We start from the raw sequence: 22,756 nt of genomic DNA, 5'->3' as shown, positions 1-22,756 counted from the left end.
AAGTTGGAGAGGATTTTCTTTGATATTATGAAAGTCGACCGCTATAGTCTTCAAATTTAAATTTACGAATGACTTTAATGCCTTCTTCATCGTTATAAGAAACGATGGATGGAAGGTTTACACCATTAAACATATGATTTTTCACCATTGAGTAATGCGCCATATCTGTAAATACTAGACGATCGCCTGGTTGTAAAGGTTGTTCAAATGAATAATCGCCAATTACATCACCTGCAAGACAAGTAAGCCCGCCTAAGCGATATGTGTGAGCTAGCTCATTTGGTTGACCTGAACCGATAATCATTGGGCGGTATGGCATTTCTAGAACGTCTGGCATATGGCAAGTTGCCGATGTATCTAAAATTGCTAAGTCCATACCGTTTTTCTGTATATCAAGGACAGTTGCTACTAAATAACCTGTATTAAGTGCAACAGCTTCGCCTGGCTCTAAATATACGAGAAGGTTATACTTGTCTTGAATGTAATTAATAATATTCACAAGCTTTTCTACATCATAATCCTCACGAGTAATATGGTGACCTCCACCAAAGTTTAACCATTTCATTTGATGTAAGACATCACCAAATTTTTCTTCGACAACTTGTATAATACGCTCTAACGTATCTGAGTTTTGCTCACACATCGCATGGAAGTGTAAGCCATCAATACCGTCAAGCTGTGACTTGTCGAAGTTGGCTAAAGTTGTGCCAAGACGAGAATTCGTGTAGCAAGGGTCGTAAAGTGCTGTTTCAATTTCAGAGTACTCAGGATTGATACGAATACCACATTCAATTGTTTTACCAGACGATTTTACTTTGTCCTTATACTGGTTCCATTGGTTAAAGGAATTAAACACAATATGATCAACATAGCCAAGTAGCTCGTCCATTTCATGCTCCACGTATGCTGGTGCATAAACGTGAACTTCTTTGCCCATTTTTTCATAGCCAAGTTGCGCTTCAAATAATGAGCTAGACGTAACCCCTGCTAAATATTCACCCACTAAAGGGAATGTTGAATGCATAGAAAACCCTTTTAAGGCAAGTAAAATACGGCAGCCTGTTCGATCTTGAATCGATTTTAAAAGTTCTAGATTTTTTGTTAATAATCGTTCATCCACTACGTAAGAAGGGGACGGAACTTTTGAGAAATCAATTGGCTTCATCGACTTAATTCCTTTGCATCTAACTCTAGGTCAAGTAATTCTGGGTTATGGCTTTCTTGCCATGGTAGACCCCATTTATTTAGTGCATCCATGAATGGATCTGGATTGAAATCTTCGACATTCCAAACGCCAGGTTTACGCCATTGACCGTTCATCACAAGCATTGCACCAATCATTGCTGGTACACCAGTTGTATAGGAAATTGCCTGTGAACCAACTTCGTTATAGCATTCTTCGTGGTCACATACATTGTAAACATAATAAGTTTTTTCCTTACCATCTTTTAGACCGCGGATAATACAACCGATGTTAGTTTTTCCTTTTGTACGTGGTCCTAGGGATGCTGGATCAGGTAGTACAGCTTTAAGGAAATGAATTGGTTGAATCATTTGTCCTTCAAATTCGATAGGCTCGATAGAAGTCATACCAACATTCTCTAATACTTTTAAGTGAGTTAAGTATTTTTCAGAGAATGTCATCCAGAAACGGATTTGCTTTAAGCCTTTAATGTTTTTAGCAAGTGATTCTAGTTCTTCATGGTATAAAAGGTAAATATCTTTTAGTCCGATTTCTGGTAAGTTATAAACCTCTTTTTTCTCAAGTGGTGCAGTTTCAACCCACTCGCCTTCTTTCCAGTAACGACCATTCGCTGTAATTTCACGAATGTTGATTTCTGGGTTGAAGTTTGTTGCGAAATGGTAACCGTGATCACCAGCATTTGCATCCACAATATCAATATAGTGAATTTCATCAAATTCATGTTTTTGTGCATGAGCTGTGAAAACGCCCGTTACGCCTGGATCAAAACCGCTACCAAGTAAAGCAGTTAAGCCAGCTTTTTCGAACTTCTCTTTATAAGCCCATTGCCATTTATATTCAAATTTTGCCGTTTCAGGTGGCTCGTAGTTTGCAGTATCCACATAGTGTACACCCGTCGCTAAGCAAGCATCCATAATCGTTAAGTCTTGATAAGGTAGTGCCACATTAATAACAACTTCTGGTCCAAAGGCTTTAATAAGCTCAATAACCTCTTCCGTATTGTCTGCGTCTACCTGTGCAGTATGAATCTTTGTTTTTCCGCCTTCTAGTTTTTCTTTTAGAGCGTCACATTTTGAAACAGTTCTACTTGCGATACAAATCTCCTCAAATACGTCCGAATTTTGAACACACTTGTGTACCACAACACTGGCTACTCCGCCAGCTCCTATAATCAATGCTTTACCCAATTGTCTACCCCCAAGTTCAAATTAGTATTGTCAAACAAGCTGATTATACAGAAAATTGAATTACTACTCAATCATTCTTTTTAAATTTTCTACAAAATTTTTTATATTTCAACAATAATTAGTCGTATTCAGAGGGGAATACCACAAAAAAAGAAGCTTTTCATGAAAAAAATCCCTAAACTACTAATGTAGAGAAGGGGAAAACTTCTTCAACGGGCGTTTTTAAAAATAGGATTACATAATTTTAAATCACCCGACTTATTTAAAAAAACGATTAGAAATTTGTTGTTTTTCATCCCCCCATAAATAAAAAAAGATTAGTAGTGATGTGCTTAAGAACCCCATCACAAGGGCATATGTGCTGAGGGCCACATCCACTTGACTTTGCATAGCATAAATGAAAATAACTCCTAGTGTTAACAAATTTCCGATAATAATCGATACAAAATGCAATCGTCTATTCAAAGTAAGCCCTCCTAATTACAGTTTACATACCCTCAAAAATGAAAATACACTTCAATTATCTCATAATTCAGAACTTTATCCAACCCCATTTCATTTATCGTAATTTAAAACATAAATCTAATAGAACTAAAAAACAGGAACTTATCCCTAATTTTGGGATGACGTTTGTTAAGACGTATGCTAAATAAATTGATTGGGGTGAATACTGGACGCCCCCAGGAAAGCGCCCAGTCGGAAAGGAAATCAACCTTCGTTATGTGATGGTCCACAAAAAAATAATAGATACTGAATAAGTCGTAAATTAAAAGAATTGTAGAAAAATTATTGCTATTTAGTTTGTTTTAGATTTAAAGATGGTAAAATACCTGTAAGACTTTTCTTTTGGTGAAGGTGAGGATTTAAATAGTGATCAAACAATTTGATGAGCAAGTCCAACAAATAAATGAATTATTTTTAAACGGTCATGTAAAAGAAAGCTATCAATTAGCGAAAGCACTTTTAGCAAATAGTGCGTTTACAGAACATGAATCATGTCCAACAATTCAACAGCACGTTGCGTTGTTGGAAGCGAACGGATTTGCAAATATGCCTATTTCTACTGCTGAAAAAGTAAAGCAAAGTGTTGAACGAACAGATGGCTCTTATCCAGAACGTGATGTACTCGCTGCATACATAGGAAGTGAGGATGAAAAGCAATTTGGTAAAGTAGTAGATGATTTGTTGGCTGGATCGGCAGAGGCACAAGCGAATGCTTACTATACAATGGCCGAATATTTTGTTCTTGCTAAGGAGCATGACAAAGCACTTGTGCAATATGCGGAAGCGATAAAACTTCAACCAAATAAAGCTCTTTACTGGGGAGCATTCGCACAGTTTTTGAACCGCAATGAAGGCAGTCCGTACTTGGCACTACGTCTTATTGAAGAAGCAATTCAGCTAGATAGTATGAACCCTCGCTGGTACTATATTCAAGGGAATATTTTTTTACAGCTTGTTTCAGCTACGAAAAATTTAAGCTATTTACCTGCGCTAGAAGAAGCTTGGGAAAAGGCTAAAAAACGTTGCTCAAATAAACAGGCTTCATTAAAAGTGGACATTGCGAAATCCAATGACGTGCTGTCGCAATGGAAAAAACAAATGTTATAAGAGGGATGAGAAGGGAAGTTGTCCTAAAATTTGCATGCTAAAAAAATAGATTTATTGAAGTAAAGGTACAATTCAAGCCTGTTAGTTGGATTTACTGTAACGGGTGGGGAAGTGATTATTAAATATCAATAGAAATAGTGTAATTAGATAATAAACAAGGTAGAGATTGATCATGAAACCTTTGCCTTGTTTATTATTATTTGATTGAATCATATCAAATATGTCTTCTGATGAAAGTTCCAACATCTTAATTTTATGTTCGAAAGCTTTCTGAATATTTTAATGCAAGTTGCGTTCGGGAAGTTACTTGAAATTTTCGATACAGATTTTGCAGATGCTTCTTTACTGTATTTTCACTGACATATAAAAACCTAGCAATTTCTGCATTTTTAAAGCCCTTACATAAATATAGTAGCAACTCTTTTTCACGTTGTGTAATTTGCAATGATTCGCCAGGCTGAACATATTGATGTAATAAATAAACATTTTCAATCATCCGCTTTACATATGATAGCTTTTGACTATCCTTCTCTGTAAATGGAAGTTCCCCTTCTTTTCGTAAAAAGCCAATAGCAGCTGTTGGCTTTTGCTGATTATACAGGTACATAACCATTTCATCGATAAAATCATTTTTTTGTAAAAAGCGCTCAACATAATATAGCTTTTTCTTCTTCGATATTGCTTCATTTCGTTGCATTAATTGAATATCGGGTTGGTTTTGCATATTCACTGGGTGTAAAGGATCATAATATTTATATTCATGTAAATAATTTTGTATCGTATATGTCTCTACATTGAAACAGACAGGCTGTTCATTTAACTCCCCATCTGCTACTTCCCAAAATATAGCATGTTCATATTGAAAACATTCACTCAATACTTGCAACATATTCAATTTAAAGTCTCCACTTGTTTGTTGCATATTCAAATTCGAAATCCTAAACGTTGTTTCTAATAAAAACTCCACCTCTTTTTGTTCATCCAAAATAATTCCTCCCTTTCTCTATTAGACTCATATATTCTCGTTCAAAACAAATTATCCTTTTGGGTAATGTAAATTTCTTTTATTTCAATTTAAGATGAAATTGTAAGTCAAAATTTTAATGAGGTGATCAGATGAATTTACAGGAATACGCATCATGTGACGGTCTTGGATTAGCGGAGTTAGTAAAAACAAAGCAAGTGACACCACAAGAACTTACAAAATTAGCGCTACAAGGTATTGAAAAAGTTAACCCTTCGATTAATGCTGTTGCCAGTGTGTTAGAGGAACAGGCTGACAAAGCGATTTCAACTTTAAATGATAATCAACCATTCGCAGGCGTCCCATTTTTAATTAAAGAAGTTGTGCTTCATGCGGAAGGTGTGCCACATAGTATGGGCAGTCGTGTTGCTGAAAATGCTGTAATGTCTGTCGATAGCGAATTAATGAAACGTTTTAAAAACGCTGGTTTTGTGTTAAGCGGTACAACCACAACACCAGAGTTCGGCTATAATGCTGCAACAGAAGCTGTCATTTATGGTCCAACACGTAACCCATGGAATTTAGAACATAGCCCTGGTGGTTCAAGTGGCGGTGCAGCCGCTTCTGTCGCAAGTGGTATCGTTCCAATCGCGCATGGTAATGATGGAGGTGGATCCATTCGAATTCCTGCATCATGTAGTGGTATCGTTGGCTTAAAACCTTCACGTGGTCGCGTGCCGATGGGGCCTTATAATAGTGAGGCATTAAATGGGCTAGCAATTGAATTTGCACAAACAAAAACCATTCGTGATACCGCTACATTACTGGACCAAGTAGCTGGGCCAGACTTAGGATGCTACTCGATTATTCAAAGCCCAGAAATGCCTTATAGTCAAGCGATTCAGCAAAAGGTACGGCCACTGAAAATCGCCTGGACAACAGAAACAAATTCTGGTGCATTCGTTGATCCAGAATGTATCGAGGCCGTACATAAGGCCATAAAATTATTAGAAGAATTAGGGCATGAAGTAGTCGAAGCTCGACCAGCTTACGACGAAGCACCATTTTCACGCGCAACGGTAAATATTTGGACAGCGAATATTTATAAAATGATTGTGGGGGCAGCAGAATTAACAGGTAAAATTCCTTCACGCGATACTATTGAAGCAGCCATTTGGCAATGCTATGAATATGGCAAAAACTTAAAAGCTAGCGCACTTTTAGAAGCCATTAATACGAATGCACTCGTATCACGTCAAGTAGCGACATTCTTTGAAGATTATGATGTTCTTTTAAGTCCAACAATCGGCACATTACCAGCGAAAATTGGCGAGCTAAATGCAAATAATCCTAATATTTCGGCAATTGAATGGACAGAGCAGATTTTCACATACGCGCCGTTTACCAATTTGTTTAACGCAACAGGTCAACCATCATTATCATTACCACTCGCAATGAGTGCGTCTGGCTTACCAATCGGGTTGCAATTTACAGGACGCTTCGCCGATGAGTTAACCCTTTTACAGCTTGGAAAACAATTAGAAGAATCTGCTCCATGGAAAGATCGAAAACCACCCGTACATGTGGGTGCAGAAGTTGTGGAAATTGCAACAACATAAAAAAAGTAGGTGCAAGATTTTTTCTTGTACCTACTTTTTGCAACTTTACGGACATGCACGATGCTCCAAATAACGTTCTTAATAGTTCCTGAACTAACCTATACGTTTCTCCGTACTATGTTTATATGCGATTATTGTTATATATTTCATTATAACAATAGGAAATTAGTTTGAATTTTCGGAAACTGAATGTTACAAATAATGTACTAAATTTGAAGGGATGATGAATGGACGATGAACAAATAATTCTATTTTTAAACGTAAAATGTATATGCATTTTCAAATAAAAATAGGATTAGTCTGTCTATTTATTATACTTTTATAAAGCTTACCTTTTTGGAGGCTTATTTTTTGTTCACAATAAATTTATTTACTAATCCTTCTGAAGCTATTTTCAGAGGGAGTTTTTATTTGTTTTTGCGTTTACATTCAAATTCAAAGGAATGGGATGATACGATGCATAGTAAAAGACAAATCTACGAAGATATAATTCAAATAATGAAAAGAGATTATGCGGGTTTTTTAGATAAAAAGCATATTAACTGTCCTGAAAATTATCTCATTACAGATGACATGACAGATAAAGATTTTGTAGAAACGATACAGTCCTATTTACTCGATTTTAAAGATGGACATTTATCATTTAAAGCGAAAAAGACAGTAATGCCGAATAGAGGGTTTAAAGTATGACGCTATCAAAATGCTTTATATGTTACAGAGGTGACCTATGAAACTAGATTATAAATAGGTGATGAAATACTTGAGATTGACGGCTTAACGATTGAAAAATTTGCAAATCTCTATTCGAAAATTTTAGAGGATCCTGTACCAGAAAGACAATATTGGCATGTAGGATTACAACATACAAAACGAGTATTAGTAAATCGAAATGATGATAAATTTATTTTGCCGTTAGCCACATATGAACGGTCTCCATATGTACCGAGCTACGTTTTTAAAAAGTTGGATAACAAAACGGTGTATCTAAAAATAACGGATTTTTCTCAGGCTCAACCTATTCAGGAGTTGTTGAACAATCATAAAAGCGATATAAATCATTCACATAATTTAATTATTGATGTACGAGTAAACTATGGTGGGAATGACCTATTTTATTTTCCAATACTCAATTACGTATTTGATAGAGAAATATTATTTAAAAGCTTATTTCATGAAGATGAACTAATGTATACAAACTACACAGACCGAAATTGTCTGCTATGGATAAAAGAGTTGAACGAGTATTTAACACAAGAACTAGATAGTGAAATGCAAAAATGGATTCAAGAAGAAATAACAGAGTTTGAAACAAATTATGCGAAAGGGCTGATGGCAGTTCCAGAAGAATTGGATTATACAATTCAAGGTCAGCTAAACCCTAAAAATGTTTATGTTCTTACGGATGTAACCTGTGGAAGTTCGGGTGATACATTTGTCCAGAATGTTAAAAAGTCACCAAAAGTTACCGTAGTTGGACGCCGTACAATGGGAATTATGGACTTCTTTAATGTCGTAACTGTAGATTATGATGATTACGAATTTGTTTATAGCATTTCTAAAATGCATGAAAAATATCATTACAATGTTACAGGCGTAAAGCCTCACATCTATATACCTTGGACACCGCAACATTTACATGAAGATATTGATCTTAATTATGTTTTACGTTTATGTCATCAAAATTAAGAAAAATCACTTTAAGGAGATTGCGATATGTGTTACACAATAAAAAGAATTTACCCAACCGAATTAAAGGAAGTTGCCCATTTTATTGCACAGCTAAATATCGAAGAACAACATAACATTGGGTATTGTGGTCAAAATGAACAAGAACTATTGAGTACATTACAGGAAGATTTTATCGATGGTGATTTTACATCGATTGTAGCTGCTTTCGATAATGAACATATACAAGCACTTATTGGATTAGATATAGACGGCGATTCAACTGAAGTGTGGGGACCATTTTCTATAGATGAAGATGTAACGATCCAAGAGAAATTACTTTGCACATTGCAGCAGACATATCCACAAATTTCGAACTTTTATTTCTTCATTAATGAGCTGAATACTCGACAATTAGCATTTCTGGAGCAAATAAACGCCAATAAAACAGGTGAGCATTTATTACTTGGAGTTTCGAAAGATTCCTTTGAAACTGTAGTTGCTATTACTAGTCGTTATTATAAAACATCAGACTATGAGCAATTTAAAAAGATTCATTCAAATGCATTTTCAAAAACGTATTACGATGCAGATACAATTTTAAAGAGAGTTCAATTAAATAAAGAAAATGTTTTAAGAATTATGGAAATGGATGGGGTCGTTCAAGGATATGCTTATTTTGAGATGGACTTAACAGCAAAAGAAGCCCATTTAGAATATATAGCTATCAATCCTGAATACAGAGGCAAAGGAATAGGGACCAAGCTACTAAAAGAAGTTTTAACAGAAATGTTTCGATTTAATGAAATCACTCAAATAACACTAAATGTAGATAATCAAAATGATCAGGCAAATCACGTTTATTTTAAAGCTGGATTTAAAAAGAAAGAGACTTTATGGAGTTATTGTTTAAAGAAATAAAGTAAATTTTAAAGTCTAAGTCGAAATTAATAGTAGCATAAGATTTTCGAGCTTTGACCAAGTATTTAGTTGAATTTGGTTGAATCTTTTCAAAAAGAACCACCAAGAACATTGTCACGACAACGTTCTATGGTGGTTCTATTTTTAACCGCACTTACTTAAGATCCATTCTCCTCATCATATTTACTGATGATTTGGACTTTATTAAATAAGGTCTAATCCATTCCTATTATCAAATTTAAAGATAACCAAAATCTTTATCATGTACCATTTAATCTTTCTATAAAATAAAGAAGGTAAAATCCGATATTATTTTTGAACAGCTCTTATTAGAAGTATTTATAATAAATTATGATTTAAAAGGAGAGAAAGATGTTTAAAAGATATAATATTGTTTTAATAGCTTTCATTACAACAACCTTTTTGTTTACATCTCATAATACTGCTAGTGCTAACGACTCTATTAAAGTATTTGTAAACACCAAAGAAGTAATATTGGATCAAAAACCTATAATAAAAAATGATCGAACTTTTGTACCGCTTCGATTTGTATCTGAATATTTAGGGAATGGTGTGAAATGGGATTCGAAAAAGAAAGTAGTCACTATTGTTTATTCTATCGAACACACTAACTACACTGTTGTCATACCAATTGGTCAAAAAACGGCTACTATAACTTCAAGTTCTTATTTGAATAATAACGGTGTCGAAGATGTAGAACATATTCTATCAGATGTACCTAGTCAGATTATTAATGGAAGAACTGTAGTCCCTTTAAGATTTATAGGGGAACTGCTTGGTATAGATGTCTGTTGGGATTACCAAAACACAGATATATATATTTCTAGTTTAGGTGTGAACTTGATCCCATCTGATTTTGAAAAGGATGTTTATGATAAAGAATTGAGTAAGGTGAGAGATTTTGGTAAGCCAACAGTTAATTATGAAAAATTTCTAGCTCTTGATGCTGATCATTTTAACTCAAGCGATCTTGATTATCTTTTTGCTAAAAAGCCTAGTGTTGACTTATTTGGGGCTCTAGAATCATTCCATGATGGCGCCAATCAAATTATAATATCTGGGCCCATTAAAACAAATTATTTAAATATGATGATCTATAAAGGAAAGGAGCTACCCATTTTAAGCTACCCAGATGTTACAGCTGAAAGTACTGCTACTATTAAAGAAGGCATGACCTATGATGAAGTAGTCAAAATATTTGGTGGCCCTGGAGTATTATCAGGTAAAGGTACTCTTCGAGAGGAGTACAAATGGGTATCGTCCACAGAGAAGGGCGAAGCATATTTCACATTTGTTAAAAGGAACAATTCTCTTTATGTTACGCCATCTCCATATAGATCGTATTCTTGGGAAAAAATTTATTGAGTTTCCTCTAAAAAAAGGAGTCGAACCGTATCATCTGCGGTCGACTCCCACTTTATTAAGCAAACTGGCAAAGGTCTATCTGTCCAAATTTTATATAATTCCAGTCTACTTGTAATCGTTTATTAGTCCTTCATTCATTATAACTTCTATTATATTGAAGACCCCATCTTAAGTTTAGGTCTACACTTTGAGCTCGGTGTACTATAAAGCACCACCAAAAATTGGTTATAGGCATCAAAAAAAATGAATAGTAATCGGAATAGGTCACCCAATACCATCATACAAATGATTTATAAAATAATAACGTAAAAATGAATAAATATTAGTGAAATGTTCTAATTGTGTATTTTTATGCTATAATACAACTATAAACGGACGTATGAAACATATTCTATTGCATGAAAGAAGTGTTTATTTGAGTTTATATGTAGCGTATGTGTTGGTAGGACTTGCGATTGCCATGCCTGTTGGGGCCATTACAGTAGAAATGACAAAGCAAGGACTAAAAAATGGGTTTATGCACGGTTGGGCTGTCGGACTTGGTGGTATGACAATTGATGTTGTACTGGTTTTTGCGTTATATATGGGGCTAGCTTCCATTTTAGCAATGCCTATCATTCAAATCCCTATGTGGATTATAGGGGCTGGATTTTTATTACTTTTAGGACTAGATTCTATTAAAAATGCTGATCATGATATTACGCTTGTAGGAGAGAAAGTGAAAAAATCTTTTTTTACTTCTTATCGTAATGGTTTACTAGTTGCAATTTCGCCTGGAAATCTAGTATTCTGGGTAAACGTTTTCGGTGTTGTACTAGCCAAATCATATGGGCAAGGGGAGTCATCGAACTTTCTAGTGATTGCTGCAGGTGTTCTGAGTGGCATATTGTTACATGATATAAGCTTGATGGCCATTGTTTCGGTTACTCGAAAAGCGATGAGTCGTAAAGTCATTAAGTCGCTTACAATGGTAGCGGGCGTATTACTAATAGGATTTGCTGGATATTTTATTTATGAATTTATACAAGCTATAAAGAGCTATATATGAGAAAAGTGCGATCAGTAAAGATCGCACTTTTTATTGTTCCTGCGTTCATGGTCAGTGATCTTTGCATATGCATAGATGCAAACTAAAATTTCCTCCGCTAATGAAAAGTTCAGCATATGTAAATTTTATGTATGGATTCGTAGACTTTTGAGTCTAAGGTGCGAAATAAATCCGGATTAATTAAACCTTCCTATGATTGCTTTCTTTGAAAAACTGTAAGATATATAATCATGCAGAGAATAAGGATTGTCCCAATAAATTGAAAACCTCCGAAGGTAATTTTAAGCCAAAGCACACTTGTTATAACAGCTGTTAGGGGCTCCAGACTACCAAGTAAACTAGTCTCTTTAGGCGATAAATAATTCAAACTAGCAATATAAAACCAAAATGCTAGCATTGTCCCAAATATAACGATAAACAAAAAATAAGCGATAGTCGACAATGCCCAGTTTGACACATCAATTTGCCACGGTTGATGGAAAAAGCTCATCACAATACCACCAATAAGCATTGACCAGCCTACAACTAACAATGAGTGAAATTGCTGTAAAAGTGGGACTGCATATAACGTATAAAAAGCAGCCGAAAGACCAGATAAAATCCCCCAAAACACGGCCGTCGCAGGTACAGAAAGTGTAGACAACGAGCCATTTGTTAGTAATAAAAAAGTACCAACAAGTGTAAAAGTTACAGCGATTCCATCCTGCCTTGTCAATTGACTGTGCTTCGTTATTAAATAATAGGCCATAATAAAAAGTGGTGCTAAATATTGCAATAAAGTCGCAACAGCTGAATTACCTATAGCAATCGACATCATATAAGTATATTGAACCGCCAGCATTCCTAATAAACTAAATAAAATTTGTCTAAAAGCATTTTGCTTTGTACGCCACATCACAAAAATAGACTCTTTGCGGTGTGTAAGTTTATAGGCAGTAATGAGCAATAGGCCAGCTAAAAGAAGACGACTGGAAACGAGCCAGCCAACCTCTATATTTTCCTGCTGAAAAAGCTTTTGAGCGACGGTACCACCAATACCCCAAAAGCTTGCCCCTAGAATGACGAGCATAAAACCAAGCGTACGATTTTTCTGTGATGATTGATTCAACTTAAAACATCTCCTAAACTATCAATATAAAGAAATTATAAAAAATGTTTGACGTAAAAAATATCGATTTAAAGGGTTAATAATATCAATATATTGAGGTGCTAAGTAGTGATGTTAACACATATTAGAATTGCAAAGGATTTACAAGAACTAACGTTACATGGGACGAAGGAATTTCCAGTTGCACTATATGAGACGCTTTTGCGATTAGATCGTTTAGATTTTTTACCGTTACATTGGCATAAGGAAATTCAATTTGTCTATGTGAAAAGTGGTTTTGTGGAATATCGTGTAGGAGCAGATGTTTTTGTACTTGAGGCGGGGGAGGGACTATTTGTCAATGCATCAGGCTTACATGAAGCAAAGCCTTTTCAAGTAGAACAGGCTACAATTTTGTGTATTAACGTGGACCCGTTGCTATTAGGTGGACATAAGGACAGTATTTTTGCCACTAAATATGTACTGCCTTATATAACGAACAATAGACTGCCTTATGTCAAGCTTTCTGGCCAATTGGCGCAAAAAGTAGACATCGTGGCTAAATTACTACAAGAACAAGCTGTTTTTTATGAGCTAAAGGTATGGAGAGAGCTATTAGTCATTTGGGAAACTATTTTGTCACAATCAATGCTAACAGAAGAAATACTGGATCCAGCAATTATTGTCCAGCATGAACGAGCGAAGGATATGCTTGATTATTTACATACTTATTATCAGGAAAAGATATTTTTAGAAAGTTTAGCTGCACATGTTTTTTTAAGTCGTGCAGAATGTAGTCGCTTTTTCAAAAAAATGGTCGGTATGACACCATTCACATATTTATTACACTATCGTCTTCGTAAAAGTATGGAGCTATTACGTGATAGTGAGCAATCCATCACTACAATTGCTACAACTACAGGCTTCAGTACAGTAAGTTACTATATTGAACAATTTAAAAAATATACAGGATACTCCCCATATGTTTATCGTAAACAGTTTTTTGATAAAGGATAGTATTGAATTGGAACAGTATTGAATACGCGCTCTTGCAATGAATCGCTTCATCTTAATTTAATGAAATAGGGATATCTATTTCTTAATGTACCTATTTGTAATTTAATAATAGTGAATAGAATAAACTTGGAGGTGGCTCAATGAAAAAATCTATGTTCCTGTTTTTATTCGCATTACTAGTTTTACTTTCTTCTTGCTCAATTGCAAAAACGCAAACATTAGAAGAATTTTATAAGGATGCAAAAATTGAAAATGTAGATAAAGCAATCATTCAAGATGGTTCAACTGGTTATTCTAAAACGATTACAAAGCAAGAACAAATTGGTGAATTGCTAAATTTGATTAAAGATATAAAGTTTACTCCCCAAGATAATCAAGAAGAACGAACAGGCTGGCGATATGGACTTGCTCTTTATGATGGCGAAAAAGAATTTATATTTACGCTTAGTAAAATTGAAAATACCTATTACGACTCAAACCCAGATATTTATCCAATTGTAGAGAATTATTACGAACAATTAGATATCGAAGAAAAATAAGGATGTTAAAACTAGACCTCTAAATCAGGAGGTCTTTTATTTTGCCATTCTTAATGTCTCGATAGTTGGAATAAGCATCTGGTTCTGTTAAGACATGTGAAAAGTTTTTGAAAATTAAAGGATTAGCTCCCTCACTTTATTGCTGAATCTATTGACAATAATAACCATATAAAATAAAGTAAAGTTAATAGTAAAGATACCTTTACTATTAACTTTACTTAAAGGAATGAATGAGTTTTGGCAAAGGATGAAGAATTTATTTATAAGCTTGTGGAGGAGATAAATGATGCTATTTATTCGATGGATAGTCATTTCATAAAGCTACATCAAAATCTAATCAGTGATGAACTTTCTCCTAAACAAATAATTTTATTAGACTTTATTAACAAAAATAGGCTCGTGACGATTGGGCAAATTGCGAGTTATATGAATATAACTTCTAGTGCGGTCGGACAGCTAGTTAGTAAACTTGAGGAACAGCACTATGTATCCCGGAGCATTAATCCGGAAAATAGACGTGAAATATTTGTGAGCCTTGAGACGTCAGGCATTAAGTATTTTGAAAGAGAGGAAGAAATAAAACGATTTATTATCTCGAGGTATTATTCAAAACTAGAGATAAATGAGATCGTGCAATTAAAAGAGATTGTTCAGAAGTTAAACCAAATTGTATTAAAGGAAGGAATAATACATGAAATAAATGATAAGGGAGAGATTTAACATGATTGCATTAAAGAAAAAGCAAAATATTTGGCTAGCATTTTTGTTAGTCGTACTTGCCAGTAATTTTGCGCTTTATAACACTGGGCTCGGCGCATCCATTTTACCACCTGAAACAAATGGCGTTGTTTTGGGCTCATTAATTGATTTTGTCCTTATTATGCCTGCTTTATTTCTGCTTTATAAACGAAAGTTTTCTATAAAACAAGCAGTGCTTTTAGCAGCATCTGGTTGTATTGCAGCCCGTTTTATTATTCCAATAGAACATCTACAGCCATTTGTTGCGGTGACTTGGGCTGGGTTTGCGATTGAAGGTACGATTATTCTATTAGAAATTTTAATCATTGCAACGCTTGTTCGCTATATGCCAAGAATTTTAGCGGATGTACGATCAACTACTTTACCAGATTTGTTTTCATTTCCAAAAGCAGTTGAAAAACATGCACCGAAGCATCCTATTATCCAACTACTTTGCACAGATTTTTTAGTGTTTTATTACGCTTTTGCAAGCTGGAAAAGAAAAGAGCGACCTGGATTAACCTTGCATAAAAATTCGAGCTATATTGCCTTTATTATTATGCTAATCCATGGAATCGCCATTGAAACAATAGGGATTCATTGGTGGTTACATGAGAAATCACTTGTTCTTTCTATTCTATTGCTTATTTTAAATGTATACTCTGTCCTCTTTTTTATAGCGGATATGCAAGCCATTCGTTTAAATCCTGTTCATGTAACACCTGAAAAACTGTATTTGTCATTAGGGTTGATGAAACGAGCAGAAATTCGCTTTGATCAGATTGAGGAGCTTATTGAGGATAAGGAACAGTTGGAACGAAAATTATCCAAAGATACAATTGATTTTATAGCACGTGATTTTGAAGCGGTATATCCACAGTTTATATTAAAAATGAAGGAGCCTATGGAAGTGACTTTTATGCTGGGTATTAAAAAACGTTTTAACAAAGTAGCCATTAAAGCTGACCAAGCACAGGAATTTAGAAAAATGCTTCTACAAGGAATGGAAGATAATAGATAATAAACAACAGGTGCGAGCAAACTAAGCTGGCACCTGTTTCATTTGGACAATCAAAAAAAGAGGATGATATTTGTTAAAACACATACCATTTATATAAAAGTTGATCTTCGTTACGACTGGGCGACTCCTTGGGAATCAGCGATCTAGACGAACGAAGGCTAAAAGCATCACGTCCTGTGATAACGCCTTCGTGACCAACGACAAATGTTTTCTGTAGCGACAGCTACAAAGCGCCCAGTCTGAACGGAAATTAACCTCATGTTATGAGCCTTAATTTACAAGACTAATAATAAAAATAATAAGGATACACAATAACGGCAGATCTACAAATCCCTTAAGTAATCGCCTGCTAGCTGCATGAATTTGTTCATTGGATACTTGAAAGATTGACCAAATTTTGTGCTCTAAAATTTGCTGGATTACCGATTGCATCATTGACCGTAAAGTAAAATAAAGAATTCCAAGCATGATTATTTTCGCCCATGCTGGCACAAGAATGATGAGCCCAATACCACTCAATAAAAAACGAAGGTAGCCTAAGCGATACTGTTTTTGGCGAAGCATCGTTTTGCATACTAATTCCTCTATAAAATAATCGGAACGTCGAAACATGCTCTTTGAATTTTTCCATAATAGGCGAGGCTTTTTTAATTTTGGTACTAGCTGACTTCGAAGCTCAGGAGCAATTTGGAATAAAAGACTTTGCCATTTATAAAATGCTGCTTGATCGAGCTCCACTTGTTGATCAAAAAATTTAGTGCTATAGATATAATGTTTATTATAATAGCTAGTGCAATAAGCAAGAAGAATTAGATAAATAAGTGAAGTAATAATAATATGTACATATAAAAAGCAAACTGTACCGAGAATGCACATGAAAATGGTGCTTACTAGTTGCTGCCATTTACGAAGCTTTAATTGTAAAAGTAACTTCATAAAATTAGTCGCAAATAGTAGCAATAGTAAAGAAAACAATTCTAATACCGTTACATGATGAACGATTATAAAGATTGGCGCTAATAGAGTAAGGCCAGAACCTAGTAAAATTAGGTGCTTACTTAACGTCCAATAAAGGCCAGCTCGTTTTAAGCGTCTCATTTGTTTTCGGTTTTGGATTAAAAAAAGACAATCGGCTCGCTGCAAGTAAGTACGAATAGTTCCAATACGTGTAATAATAAATAATAGTACAATAAACAAAACTAGCGGTATATGTACGATCCAAGAGGTACTTATATTTATGATAAAGTCTTTATAAAGGAAAAAGCCAATGACTAGAGCAGGCACAACAACATATAAGGCGACTGTCCAATCGATAACGCTTGCCAGTATCTTAACATTTTGGGAGCGCTCTAATTTTCTTCTGTGCTGCACTATATTAGTCATGGCGATTTTCCTCAAGCAGTGTGTCGAAAATATCAAGAAGAGACGCTTTGTCCTGTTTCACCGCTAAACGTAACGATGCGAGTGTACCTTGCTGTAAAATTCGCCCGTGATCAATCAAGATGAAACGATCACATATTTTCTCTGCCGTATCAAGTGCATGTGTACTCATTAAAATGGCGGCACCTTGCGCTTTTAATTCTTCTAAAATCGTTAGAAGCTTACGCATTGCCTGTGGATCTAAACCCATAAATGGTTCATCTAAAATATAGGTAGAATGCTTATCAAGAAATGCTAAAATAAGCATTACTTTTTGCTGCATCCCTTTGGAAAATGTTGTTGGATAATCGTGTAGCTTATGGTCCAAATGGAAAATTTCTAGTAAATCTTTCGCGCGCTTTGTCAAAGAATCTTCTTTACCAGTAACACGCAAATAAAAATCTATATGCTCCCATAATGTAAAATACTCATACAAAATTGGTCTTTCAGGTACGTAGCCGTAAGTTTCTATTGTTACTTGACCATCCACTATTGGTAGTACACCCATCATTGCTTGCAACGTTGTACTTTTACCTGCCCCATTGGAACCGATTAATCCAACGAGCTCACCACTATTTACTTGAAATTGAATGTTTGAAATAATGGCTTCACCTTCTACATAGCCACCTTTATGTATGTTAATATCTATTGTCATTCACTTCCTCTCTTTGTTTATTTACGAACGAAAGAGGAAAATGTTTCAAGTTCTGACCTATTACTTTTTTGGAAATATAACATATGAGATGCTAGTTGCGGCATCAATCGCAAGTACAATACCCCAATATTTCATTATTGAAATAGGGGAGAGGTATCAGAATTTGAACCAACGAAAAGAGACATGGCATACAATAATCCAGCACCAATTATAAAGGCAACAATATGCTGACTAAGCATTTTTATTTCATGCTTACCTTTTTTTACTCCGGTTAATGGCTCATTTTTTTGATTAGATTTTAAAAACCATTTTTGGAATTTTTCATCGGCCCATGTAATCATTGTTTTACCAAAAGCTATAGAGACACCAATATAAATCGCCGCTATCCCGTGAGATGTAGACGCAGGTGTACCAGCTTTTAAATCCATAGCAGTAAGGATAACAAGGAACAAATCAATAACAGGTGTTAGTGCAAAAAAGAAAATGCTCAGTTTCGGCATATTAAAAACATATCTGCAAATAAGCCCAATAATAATAACAATCCAAAAGGAAATTTCTGCAGTAATAATCCATGCAATCATAAAAAACCTCCAAAATTTATTCAACATATCTGTTAAAAAGGACCACGCATTCTTAATTAATACAAACTTATTAAAAATAGATTTATGCCAATAATAGTGAATAATAGGGAAAGAAAGGTGACTATCGCAAATGCAGACCATTTAAATGCCTTTAGGTTTTTAGCTTCATGTAATAAGGGGCTTTGTACCGATGGATAAGGAGGAAATCCTTGAAAAGGAATTAAAGCAAATTATGAAAGAATAGACTCTTGCAATTGCTCACCTACTTAATCTAGGTGGGCAATTGCATTTATTACGTCCTCACTCACTGCATCCCAAAAATGTTGCTGTACAACATCACAATACATATATAGGTCTTTATTTTGGACATGCTCATATAGCTCAGAAATTGCTTCTTTATGAAAAAGAAGTCGATGATTTAATGCCTCACGTTCTTCCTCGATACAAAACGATTTATACGTATCTGCGAGACGTTCAAGCTTTGCTAACTTTTGTTTCGTTTCCTCGTATTGTGTTTGATGAAAGCGTCCTACTGCTGTAGTCATCGAGATCTTTGCTCGATGCTCGGTATTTAATGTGCGCAATTCTTCCTGACGAATAGCTACTCGATACCAAAATTCATAGCGAATAGGTAAGTCTTTTAGCTCGTATGTGAGCAAGGATTTTAAAATAAAACTAACATGCTCAAAAGTATCTATAACCTTCTCTGACTCTTTAAAAATACCAAACATACAGCCACCCCCGTTTAGTTTAATACTACGAACGAAGAGTAAAACCCTTTAAATTTTTGATAATATTCGGAAAAGTCAATGAAGCAAAAAAATACCCCAAAGATTTTTAGAAATCTAGCTATAATACAAGCTCGAATTGTTGAAAAAATAAATAGAAATTCACATTCTCTCAGATAGTGCATGGAGTGCAAGTGAGTAGGGGAACGAAGCTAAGGGCATCACGTTCTGTGAAATGCTTAGTGACCAACATCTTGTTGTTGCTGTCGCTTCGCTTTCGCACAGAAAACATGTTGTTACTGCCGCTTCGCTTTCGAACAGAAAACATGTTGTTACTGCCGCTTCGCTTTCGTACAGGAAACATGTGTTTCCCAAAGCGTCTTTTCGGACTCCTCTAAAAAGCGCCCGAAATAGTAAGTAATTCCACGTTATGGTAATGCGCCTTCTAATTAATAAAAACGTCAAAATGATGAATTGACCATCTAAAAAAATATATACTCATTCGCACTAGTTTTTACCTAGGTAAAAATCTAGTGTTTTTTGCTGAAGAAAAAAGTTGTCGAGTTATCGCAAAATTCCCTATTTTTCGTAAAGAAATAGACTGTTTTTGAGAAATAGCATTTACAAAATAAAATTAAATGTGTTAACTTAAAACCTGTAAACAGTTAACTTAAAAATAGGGGGTAGGTTAACGATGCAACATTTTTGGGTTGTAGGGACAGATACAGATGTCGGCAAAACACTTGTCACTACATTGCTAATGCGTCAATTACAAAAGCAGGATCTACAAGTCACGCCTTATAAGCCTGTGCAAACTGGCGAAGTTTGTGAGAATGGGTATTGCTATTACTACGATACAGCAATGTATGAAAAGTATTCATTACAAAGCCTAAAGCAGGAAAATTTAAATGGTTATTCGTTTAAGGAAGCTGCATCACCACATTTTGCTGCACAGCTGGAAGGTCAGCAAATTAATGTAGAGTATTTATTACAGCAAATTCAGTTGTTACAGCAAGTATACGATGTCGTGATTTGTGAGGGAGCAGGGGGACTTTTTGTTCCGATAGATACATATGGAGAGCAAACACTGCTTGATGTCATCGTTCAAAGTAAGCTTCCGGTCGTTCTTGTCACACGAACAACACTTGGAACAATTAACCATACATTACTTACTCTTGAGGCATTACGTGCTCGTAATATTGATGTTCTTGGCCTTGTATTTAATGGAGATACAGGCAGTCAGATGGAACAAGATAATGTGAAAATGATTTTACAACGTCATGATTTGCCATATGCGACGATTCCAAAGCTTCGGGATATTTCACAGATTGTTGACTTCTCTATTTCACACACATCTTTGTTTGAAAGGTTGGTCAAATATGAAACAATCTTTAACTGAATTGCAGACGAGAGATTTACAGCATGTTTGGCATCCTTGCTCACAAATGAAGGACTATGAGCAATATCCGCCTATTGTTATTAAAAAAGGACAAGGTGTATGGCTGTACGATGAACATAATAATCGCTACTTAGACGCCGTATCTTCCTGGTGGGTAAATTTATTTGGACATGCGAATCCACGACTAAGTCAAGCATTAAGCGATCAAGCATTTACATTGGAGCATACGATCTTTGCGAATTTTTCACATGAACCTGCTATTAAGGTGGCAGAAAAATTAGTTGCCTTAACGCCAGACGGTTTGAATAAAGTATTTTTTGCAGATAACGGCTCGTCGGCGATAGAAGTGGCACTCAAAATGAGTTTTCAATATCATATGCAGACGGGAAAAACTATGAAAAAACGTTTTTTAGCTTTAACGGATGCTTATCATGGTGAAACACTTGGTGCCTTATCTGTTGGTGGGGTAGGGCTATATAACGAAGTGTATCAGCCACTGTTGTTGGATACTGTACGTGCACAAGGACCAGATTGCTTCAGATGTCCATTTAAGGAAAATCCTGAAAGTTGTCAAGCCCAATGTATACAATTTGTTGAAGACGAGCTTCGTCAGCACCATGAAGAAATTACAGCTGTTATTATTGAGCCACTCATACAAGCAGCCGCTGGCATGAAAATGTATCCTCCAATATATTTGAAGCGATTACGAGAGCTTTGTACAAAATACGATGTTCATTTTATCGCAGATGAAATTGCAGTAGGCTTCGGACGTACAGGTACTTTGTTTGCTTGTGAGCAAGCAGGTATTGTTCCAGATTTTATGTGCCTATCAAAAGGTATAACGGGTGGTTATTTGCCACTATCCGCAGTTTTAACGAATGATGATGTATACAAAGCTTTTTATGATGATTACGGTACAATGAAAGCTTTTTTACACTCCCATAGCTATTCCGGTAATACACTTGCTTGTCGTGTAGCCCTAGAAGTTTTGACGATGTTTGAAGAAGAGCAAGTGATCGACATGATAAAACACAAAGGTGAACGTATGCGAAAGCTAGCTAAGCAGGCATTTGAAGAGTTGCCGTTTGTTGGCGAATATCGACAGGTGGGACTAGTTGGAGCTATTGAATTAGTCGCCAATCGTGAAACAAAGGAGCCACTTCCAAGTGAGGAACGTATCGGTTATCAACTATCTAAACGTGCATTAGCAAAGGGCTTACTCATTCGTCCTCTTGGCAATATATTATATTTCATGCCTCCATACATTATATCTGATGATGAAATGGATTTTATGATTGATACAACAAAAGAGACGATCATGCAATTTTTCGAGGAGCGGGAGGGAGCAAGTTGTTCAAACGACAATCAACACTGTCACTTGTGATGATTGCGATGTTCGCCGCTTTAACCGCAATCGGTGCATTTATTAAAATACCGCTACCAGTAGTACCCTTTACATTACAAATTGTTTTTGTTTTTTTAGCAGGAAGCTTGCTCGGTAGTCGTAATGGATTACAAAGTCAGCTCGTCTACATAGGGGTTGGTTTAGTTGGTTTGCCAGTTTTTACACAAGGTGGGGGGATCACCTATGTATTGCAACCAACATTTGGCTTCCTGATTGGCTTTGCACTGGCCGCCTTAGTCATTGGTTTCATGATTGAAAGAGTGGATACGCCGACGAAAAAGCATTTTATTGGTGCAAATATTGTCGGGCTTATTATTATTTATGGGGTGGCGGTTCCGTATTTATATGTAGCATTGAATTTCTGGTTACATATGAAAACCAGCTGGTCACATATTTTCGTAGTTGGCTTTTTAAACAGCATTGTTGCCGATTTTTGCTTAGCGATAGCTTCTGCATTTTTGGCCGAGCGTCTTTACAAAGTTTTTCATTCAACAAGAACAATAACTTCTTTCAGCTGAAGTAAAGTATCCCACCACTACAGATGTGAGAAGAATGCAGATTT

23 protein-coding genes are annotated in these 22,756 nt (G+C 35.5%); 14 read left to right on the top strand and 9 right to left on the bottom strand.

The annotated features are described in order from the left end of the window. Window positions 1-25: 25 nt before the first annotated feature. The 3 genes from nspC to AC3WSK_RS08210 all read right to left on the bottom strand — a co-directional run bounded on the left by nspC (window position 26) and on the right by AC3WSK_RS08210 (window position 2,856). Window positions 26-1,165 (bottom strand): carboxynorspermidine decarboxylase, encoded by a 1,140-nt coding sequence (nspC, locus tag AC3WSK_RS08220; RefSeq protein WP_492412084.1) that lies wholly within the window; start codon window positions 1,163-1,165, stop codon window positions 26-28. After that, window positions 1,162-2,391: a saccharopine dehydrogenase family protein gene (locus AC3WSK_RS08215; RefSeq protein WP_492412086.1), complete on the bottom strand. Its 1,230-nt coding sequence runs from the start codon at window positions 2,389-2,391 to the stop codon at window positions 1,162-1,164. Before AC3WSK_RS08215 ends, nspC begins: the two co-directional genes overlap by 4 nt. 258 nt (window positions 2,392-2,649) lie before the next feature. Then, entirely contained in the window at window positions 2,650-2,856 is a 207-nt protein-coding gene (locus tag AC3WSK_RS08210) for a hypothetical protein (protein WP_427483821.1), read from the bottom strand. Window positions 2,857-3,261: 405 nt separating this feature from the next. On the opposite strand from AC3WSK_RS08210, the gene AC3WSK_RS08205 reads away from it, so the two are divergent. Next, window positions 3,262-4,002, top strand: a complete 741-nt coding sequence (locus tag AC3WSK_RS08205; protein WP_240518284.1) for a tetratricopeptide repeat protein — start codon at window positions 3,262-3,264, stop codon at window positions 4,000-4,002. 253 nt (window positions 4,003-4,255) lie between these two features. Here the strand turns inward: AC3WSK_RS08205 and AC3WSK_RS08200 are convergent, their stop codons facing one another. Further along, window positions 4,256-4,987, bottom strand: a complete 732-nt coding sequence (locus tag AC3WSK_RS08200) for a response regulator transcription factor (RefSeq protein ID WP_427483819.1) — start codon at window positions 4,985-4,987, stop codon at window positions 4,256-4,258. A 131-nt stretch (window positions 4,988-5,118) separates the two neighbouring features. On the opposite strand from AC3WSK_RS08200, the gene AC3WSK_RS08195 reads away from it, so the two are divergent. The 6 genes from AC3WSK_RS08195 to AC3WSK_RS08170 all read left to right on the top strand — a co-directional run bounded on the left by AC3WSK_RS08195 (window position 5,119) and on the right by AC3WSK_RS08170 (window position 11,605). Beyond that, a complete protein-coding gene (locus tag AC3WSK_RS08195) occupies window positions 5,119-6,585 on the top strand; it encodes an amidase (protein ID WP_492412089.1) in 1,467 nt (488 codons plus the stop codon). 351 nt (window positions 6,586-6,936) lie between these two features. After that, on the top strand, window positions 6,937-7,275 hold the full coding sequence (locus tag AC3WSK_RS08190) for a hypothetical protein (protein ID WP_492412091.1): 339 nt from the start codon (window positions 6,937-6,939) through the stop codon (window positions 7,273-7,275). A 288-nt stretch (window positions 7,276-7,563) separates the two neighbouring features. Further along, window positions 7,564-8,271 (top strand): S41 family peptidase, encoded by a 708-nt coding sequence (locus AC3WSK_RS08185; RefSeq protein WP_492412093.1) that lies wholly within the window; start codon window positions 7,564-7,566, stop codon window positions 8,269-8,271. 27 nt (window positions 8,272-8,298) lie between these two features. Then, on the top strand, window positions 8,299-9,171 hold the full coding sequence (locus AC3WSK_RS08180) for a GNAT family N-acetyltransferase (RefSeq protein ID WP_492412095.1): 873 nt from the start codon (window positions 8,299-8,301) through the stop codon (window positions 9,169-9,171). A 372-nt stretch (window positions 9,172-9,543) separates the two neighbouring features. Then, the gene (locus tag AC3WSK_RS08175) at window positions 9,544-10,557 is read left to right on the top strand and encodes a copper amine oxidase N-terminal domain-containing protein (RefSeq protein ID WP_492412097.1); all 1,014 of its coding nucleotides are present in this window, start codon (window positions 9,544-9,546) and stop codon (window positions 10,555-10,557) included. Between the two features lie 415 nt (window positions 10,558-10,972). Next, a complete protein-coding gene (locus AC3WSK_RS08170; RefSeq protein ID WP_492412099.1) occupies window positions 10,973-11,605 on the top strand; it encodes a LysE family transporter in 633 nt (210 codons plus the stop codon). Window positions 11,606-11,795: 190 nt separating this feature from the next. Here the strand turns inward: AC3WSK_RS08170 and AC3WSK_RS08165 are convergent, their stop codons facing one another. Beyond that, window positions 11,796-12,713, bottom strand: a complete 918-nt coding sequence (locus AC3WSK_RS08165) for an EamA family transporter (protein ID WP_492412100.1) — start codon at window positions 12,711-12,713, stop codon at window positions 11,796-11,798. A gap of 111 nt (window positions 12,714-12,824) precedes the next feature. Here AC3WSK_RS08165 and AC3WSK_RS08160 point away from each other — a divergent pair, with 111 nt between their 5' ends. The 4 genes from AC3WSK_RS08160 (at window position 12,825) to AC3WSK_RS08145 (ending at window position 16,007) form a co-directional block, all read left to right on the top strand. Continuing rightward, a complete protein-coding gene (locus AC3WSK_RS08160; protein WP_240518286.1) occupies window positions 12,825-13,709 on the top strand; it encodes an AraC family transcriptional regulator in 885 nt (294 codons plus the stop codon). 140 nt (window positions 13,710-13,849) lie between these two features. Further along, a complete protein-coding gene (locus AC3WSK_RS08155; RefSeq protein ID WP_492412103.1) occupies window positions 13,850-14,248 on the top strand; it encodes a hypothetical protein in 399 nt (132 codons plus the stop codon). 237 nt (window positions 14,249-14,485) lie between these two features. Further along, window positions 14,486-14,968 (top strand): MarR family winged helix-turn-helix transcriptional regulator, encoded by a 483-nt coding sequence (locus AC3WSK_RS08150; protein WP_079561737.1) that lies wholly within the window; start codon window positions 14,486-14,488, stop codon window positions 14,966-14,968. 1 nt (window position 14,969) lies between these two features. After that, window positions 14,970-16,007, top strand: a complete 1,038-nt coding sequence (locus tag AC3WSK_RS08145; RefSeq protein ID WP_079561736.1) for a beta-carotene 15,15'-monooxygenase — start codon at window positions 14,970-14,972, stop codon at window positions 16,005-16,007. A 270-nt stretch (window positions 16,008-16,277) separates the two neighbouring features. Here AC3WSK_RS08145 and AC3WSK_RS08140 read toward each other — a convergent pair whose 3' ends face one another. The 4 genes from AC3WSK_RS08140 to AC3WSK_RS08125 form a co-directional block, all read right to left on the bottom strand. Further along, complete coding sequence (locus AC3WSK_RS08140; RefSeq protein WP_492412105.1) at window positions 16,278-17,390, bottom strand: ABC transporter permease; 1,113 nt, start codon at window positions 17,388-17,390, stop codon at window positions 16,278-16,280. After that, the gene (locus AC3WSK_RS08135) at window positions 17,383-18,081 is read right to left on the bottom strand and encodes an ABC transporter ATP-binding protein (RefSeq protein WP_079561734.1); all 699 of its coding nucleotides are present in this window, start codon (window positions 18,079-18,081) and stop codon (window positions 17,383-17,385) included. Before AC3WSK_RS08135 ends, AC3WSK_RS08140 begins: the two co-directional genes overlap by 8 nt. A gap of 134 nt (window positions 18,082-18,215) precedes the next feature. Beyond that, entirely contained in the window at window positions 18,216-18,662 is a 447-nt protein-coding gene (locus AC3WSK_RS08130) for a hypothetical protein (RefSeq protein ID WP_492412107.1), read from the bottom strand. Between the two features lie 266 nt (window positions 18,663-18,928). Then, window positions 18,929-19,393 (bottom strand): hypothetical protein, encoded by a 465-nt coding sequence (locus AC3WSK_RS08125; RefSeq protein ID WP_079561732.1) that lies wholly within the window; start codon window positions 19,391-19,393, stop codon window positions 18,929-18,931. A 691-nt stretch (window positions 19,394-20,084) separates the two neighbouring features. On the opposite strand from AC3WSK_RS08125, the gene bioD reads away from it, so the two are divergent. The 3 genes from bioD to AC3WSK_RS08110 are packed head-to-tail and all read left to right on the top strand — an operon-like array spanning window position 20,085 to window position 22,712. Further along, window positions 20,085-20,789 (top strand): dethiobiotin synthase, encoded by a 705-nt coding sequence (gene bioD, locus AC3WSK_RS08120; protein ID WP_079561731.1) that lies wholly within the window; start codon window positions 20,085-20,087, stop codon window positions 20,787-20,789. Next, on the top strand, window positions 20,770-22,173 hold the full coding sequence (gene bioA, locus AC3WSK_RS08115) for an adenosylmethionine--8-amino-7-oxononanoate transaminase (RefSeq protein WP_079561730.1): 1,404 nt from the start codon (window positions 20,770-20,772) through the stop codon (window positions 22,171-22,173). Before bioD ends, bioA begins: the two co-directional genes overlap by 20 nt. Then, window positions 22,140-22,712: a biotin transporter BioY gene (locus AC3WSK_RS08110; protein ID WP_079561729.1), complete on the top strand. Its 573-nt coding sequence runs from the start codon at window positions 22,140-22,142 to the stop codon at window positions 22,710-22,712. Before bioA ends, AC3WSK_RS08110 begins: the two co-directional genes overlap by 34 nt. Window positions 22,713-22,756 lie beyond the last annotated feature (44 nt).

The organism is Lysinibacillus sp. EB271-A1-10B (assembly GCF_058791335.1).
The sequence above is the reverse complement of the archived record's forward strand: the minus strand, read 5'-3'. Positions and strand labels throughout refer to the sequence as shown.

Coding starts and splice junctions, on each gene's coding strand:
- nspC (WP_492412084.1), bottom strand. CDS start 1,165: ATGAAGCCAATTGATTTCTCAAAAGTTCCGTCCCCTTCTTACGTAGTG.
- AC3WSK_RS08195 (WP_492412089.1), top strand. CDS start 5,119: ATGAATTTACAGGAATACGCATCATGTGACGGTCTTGGATTAGCGGAG.
- AC3WSK_RS08180 (WP_492412095.1), top strand. CDS start 8,299: ATGTGTTACACAATAAAAAGAATTTACCCAACCGAATTAAAGGAAGTT.
- AC3WSK_RS08175 (WP_492412097.1), top strand. CDS start 9,544: ATGTTTAAAAGATATAATATTGTTTTAATAGCTTTCATTACAACAACC.
- AC3WSK_RS08160 (WP_240518286.1), top strand. CDS start 12,825: ATGTTAACACATATTAGAATTGCAAAGGATTTACAAGAACTAACGTTA.
- AC3WSK_RS08155 (WP_492412103.1), top strand. CDS start 13,850: ATGAAAAAATCTATGTTCCTGTTTTTATTCGCATTACTAGTTTTACTT.
- AC3WSK_RS08145 (WP_079561736.1), top strand. CDS start 14,970: ATGATTGCATTAAAGAAAAAGCAAAATATTTGGCTAGCATTTTTGTTA.
- AC3WSK_RS08140 (WP_492412105.1), bottom strand. CDS start 17,390: ATGACTAATATAGTGCAGCACAGAAGAAAATTAGAGCGCTCCCAAAAT.
- AC3WSK_RS08135 (WP_079561734.1), bottom strand. CDS start 18,081: ATGACAATAGATATTAACATACATAAAGGTGGCTATGTAGAAGGTGAA.
- AC3WSK_RS08130 (WP_492412107.1), bottom strand. CDS start 18,662: ATGATTGCATGGATTATTACTGCAGAAATTTCCTTTTGGATTGTTATT.
- AC3WSK_RS08125 (WP_079561732.1), bottom strand. CDS start 19,393: ATGTTTGGTATTTTTAAAGAGTCAGAGAAGGTTATAGATACTTTTGAG.
- bioD (WP_079561731.1), top strand. CDS start 20,085: ATGCAACATTTTTGGGTTGTAGGGACAGATACAGATGTCGGCAAAACA.
- bioA (WP_079561730.1), top strand. CDS start 20,770: ATGAAACAATCTTTAACTGAATTGCAGACGAGAGATTTACAGCATGTT.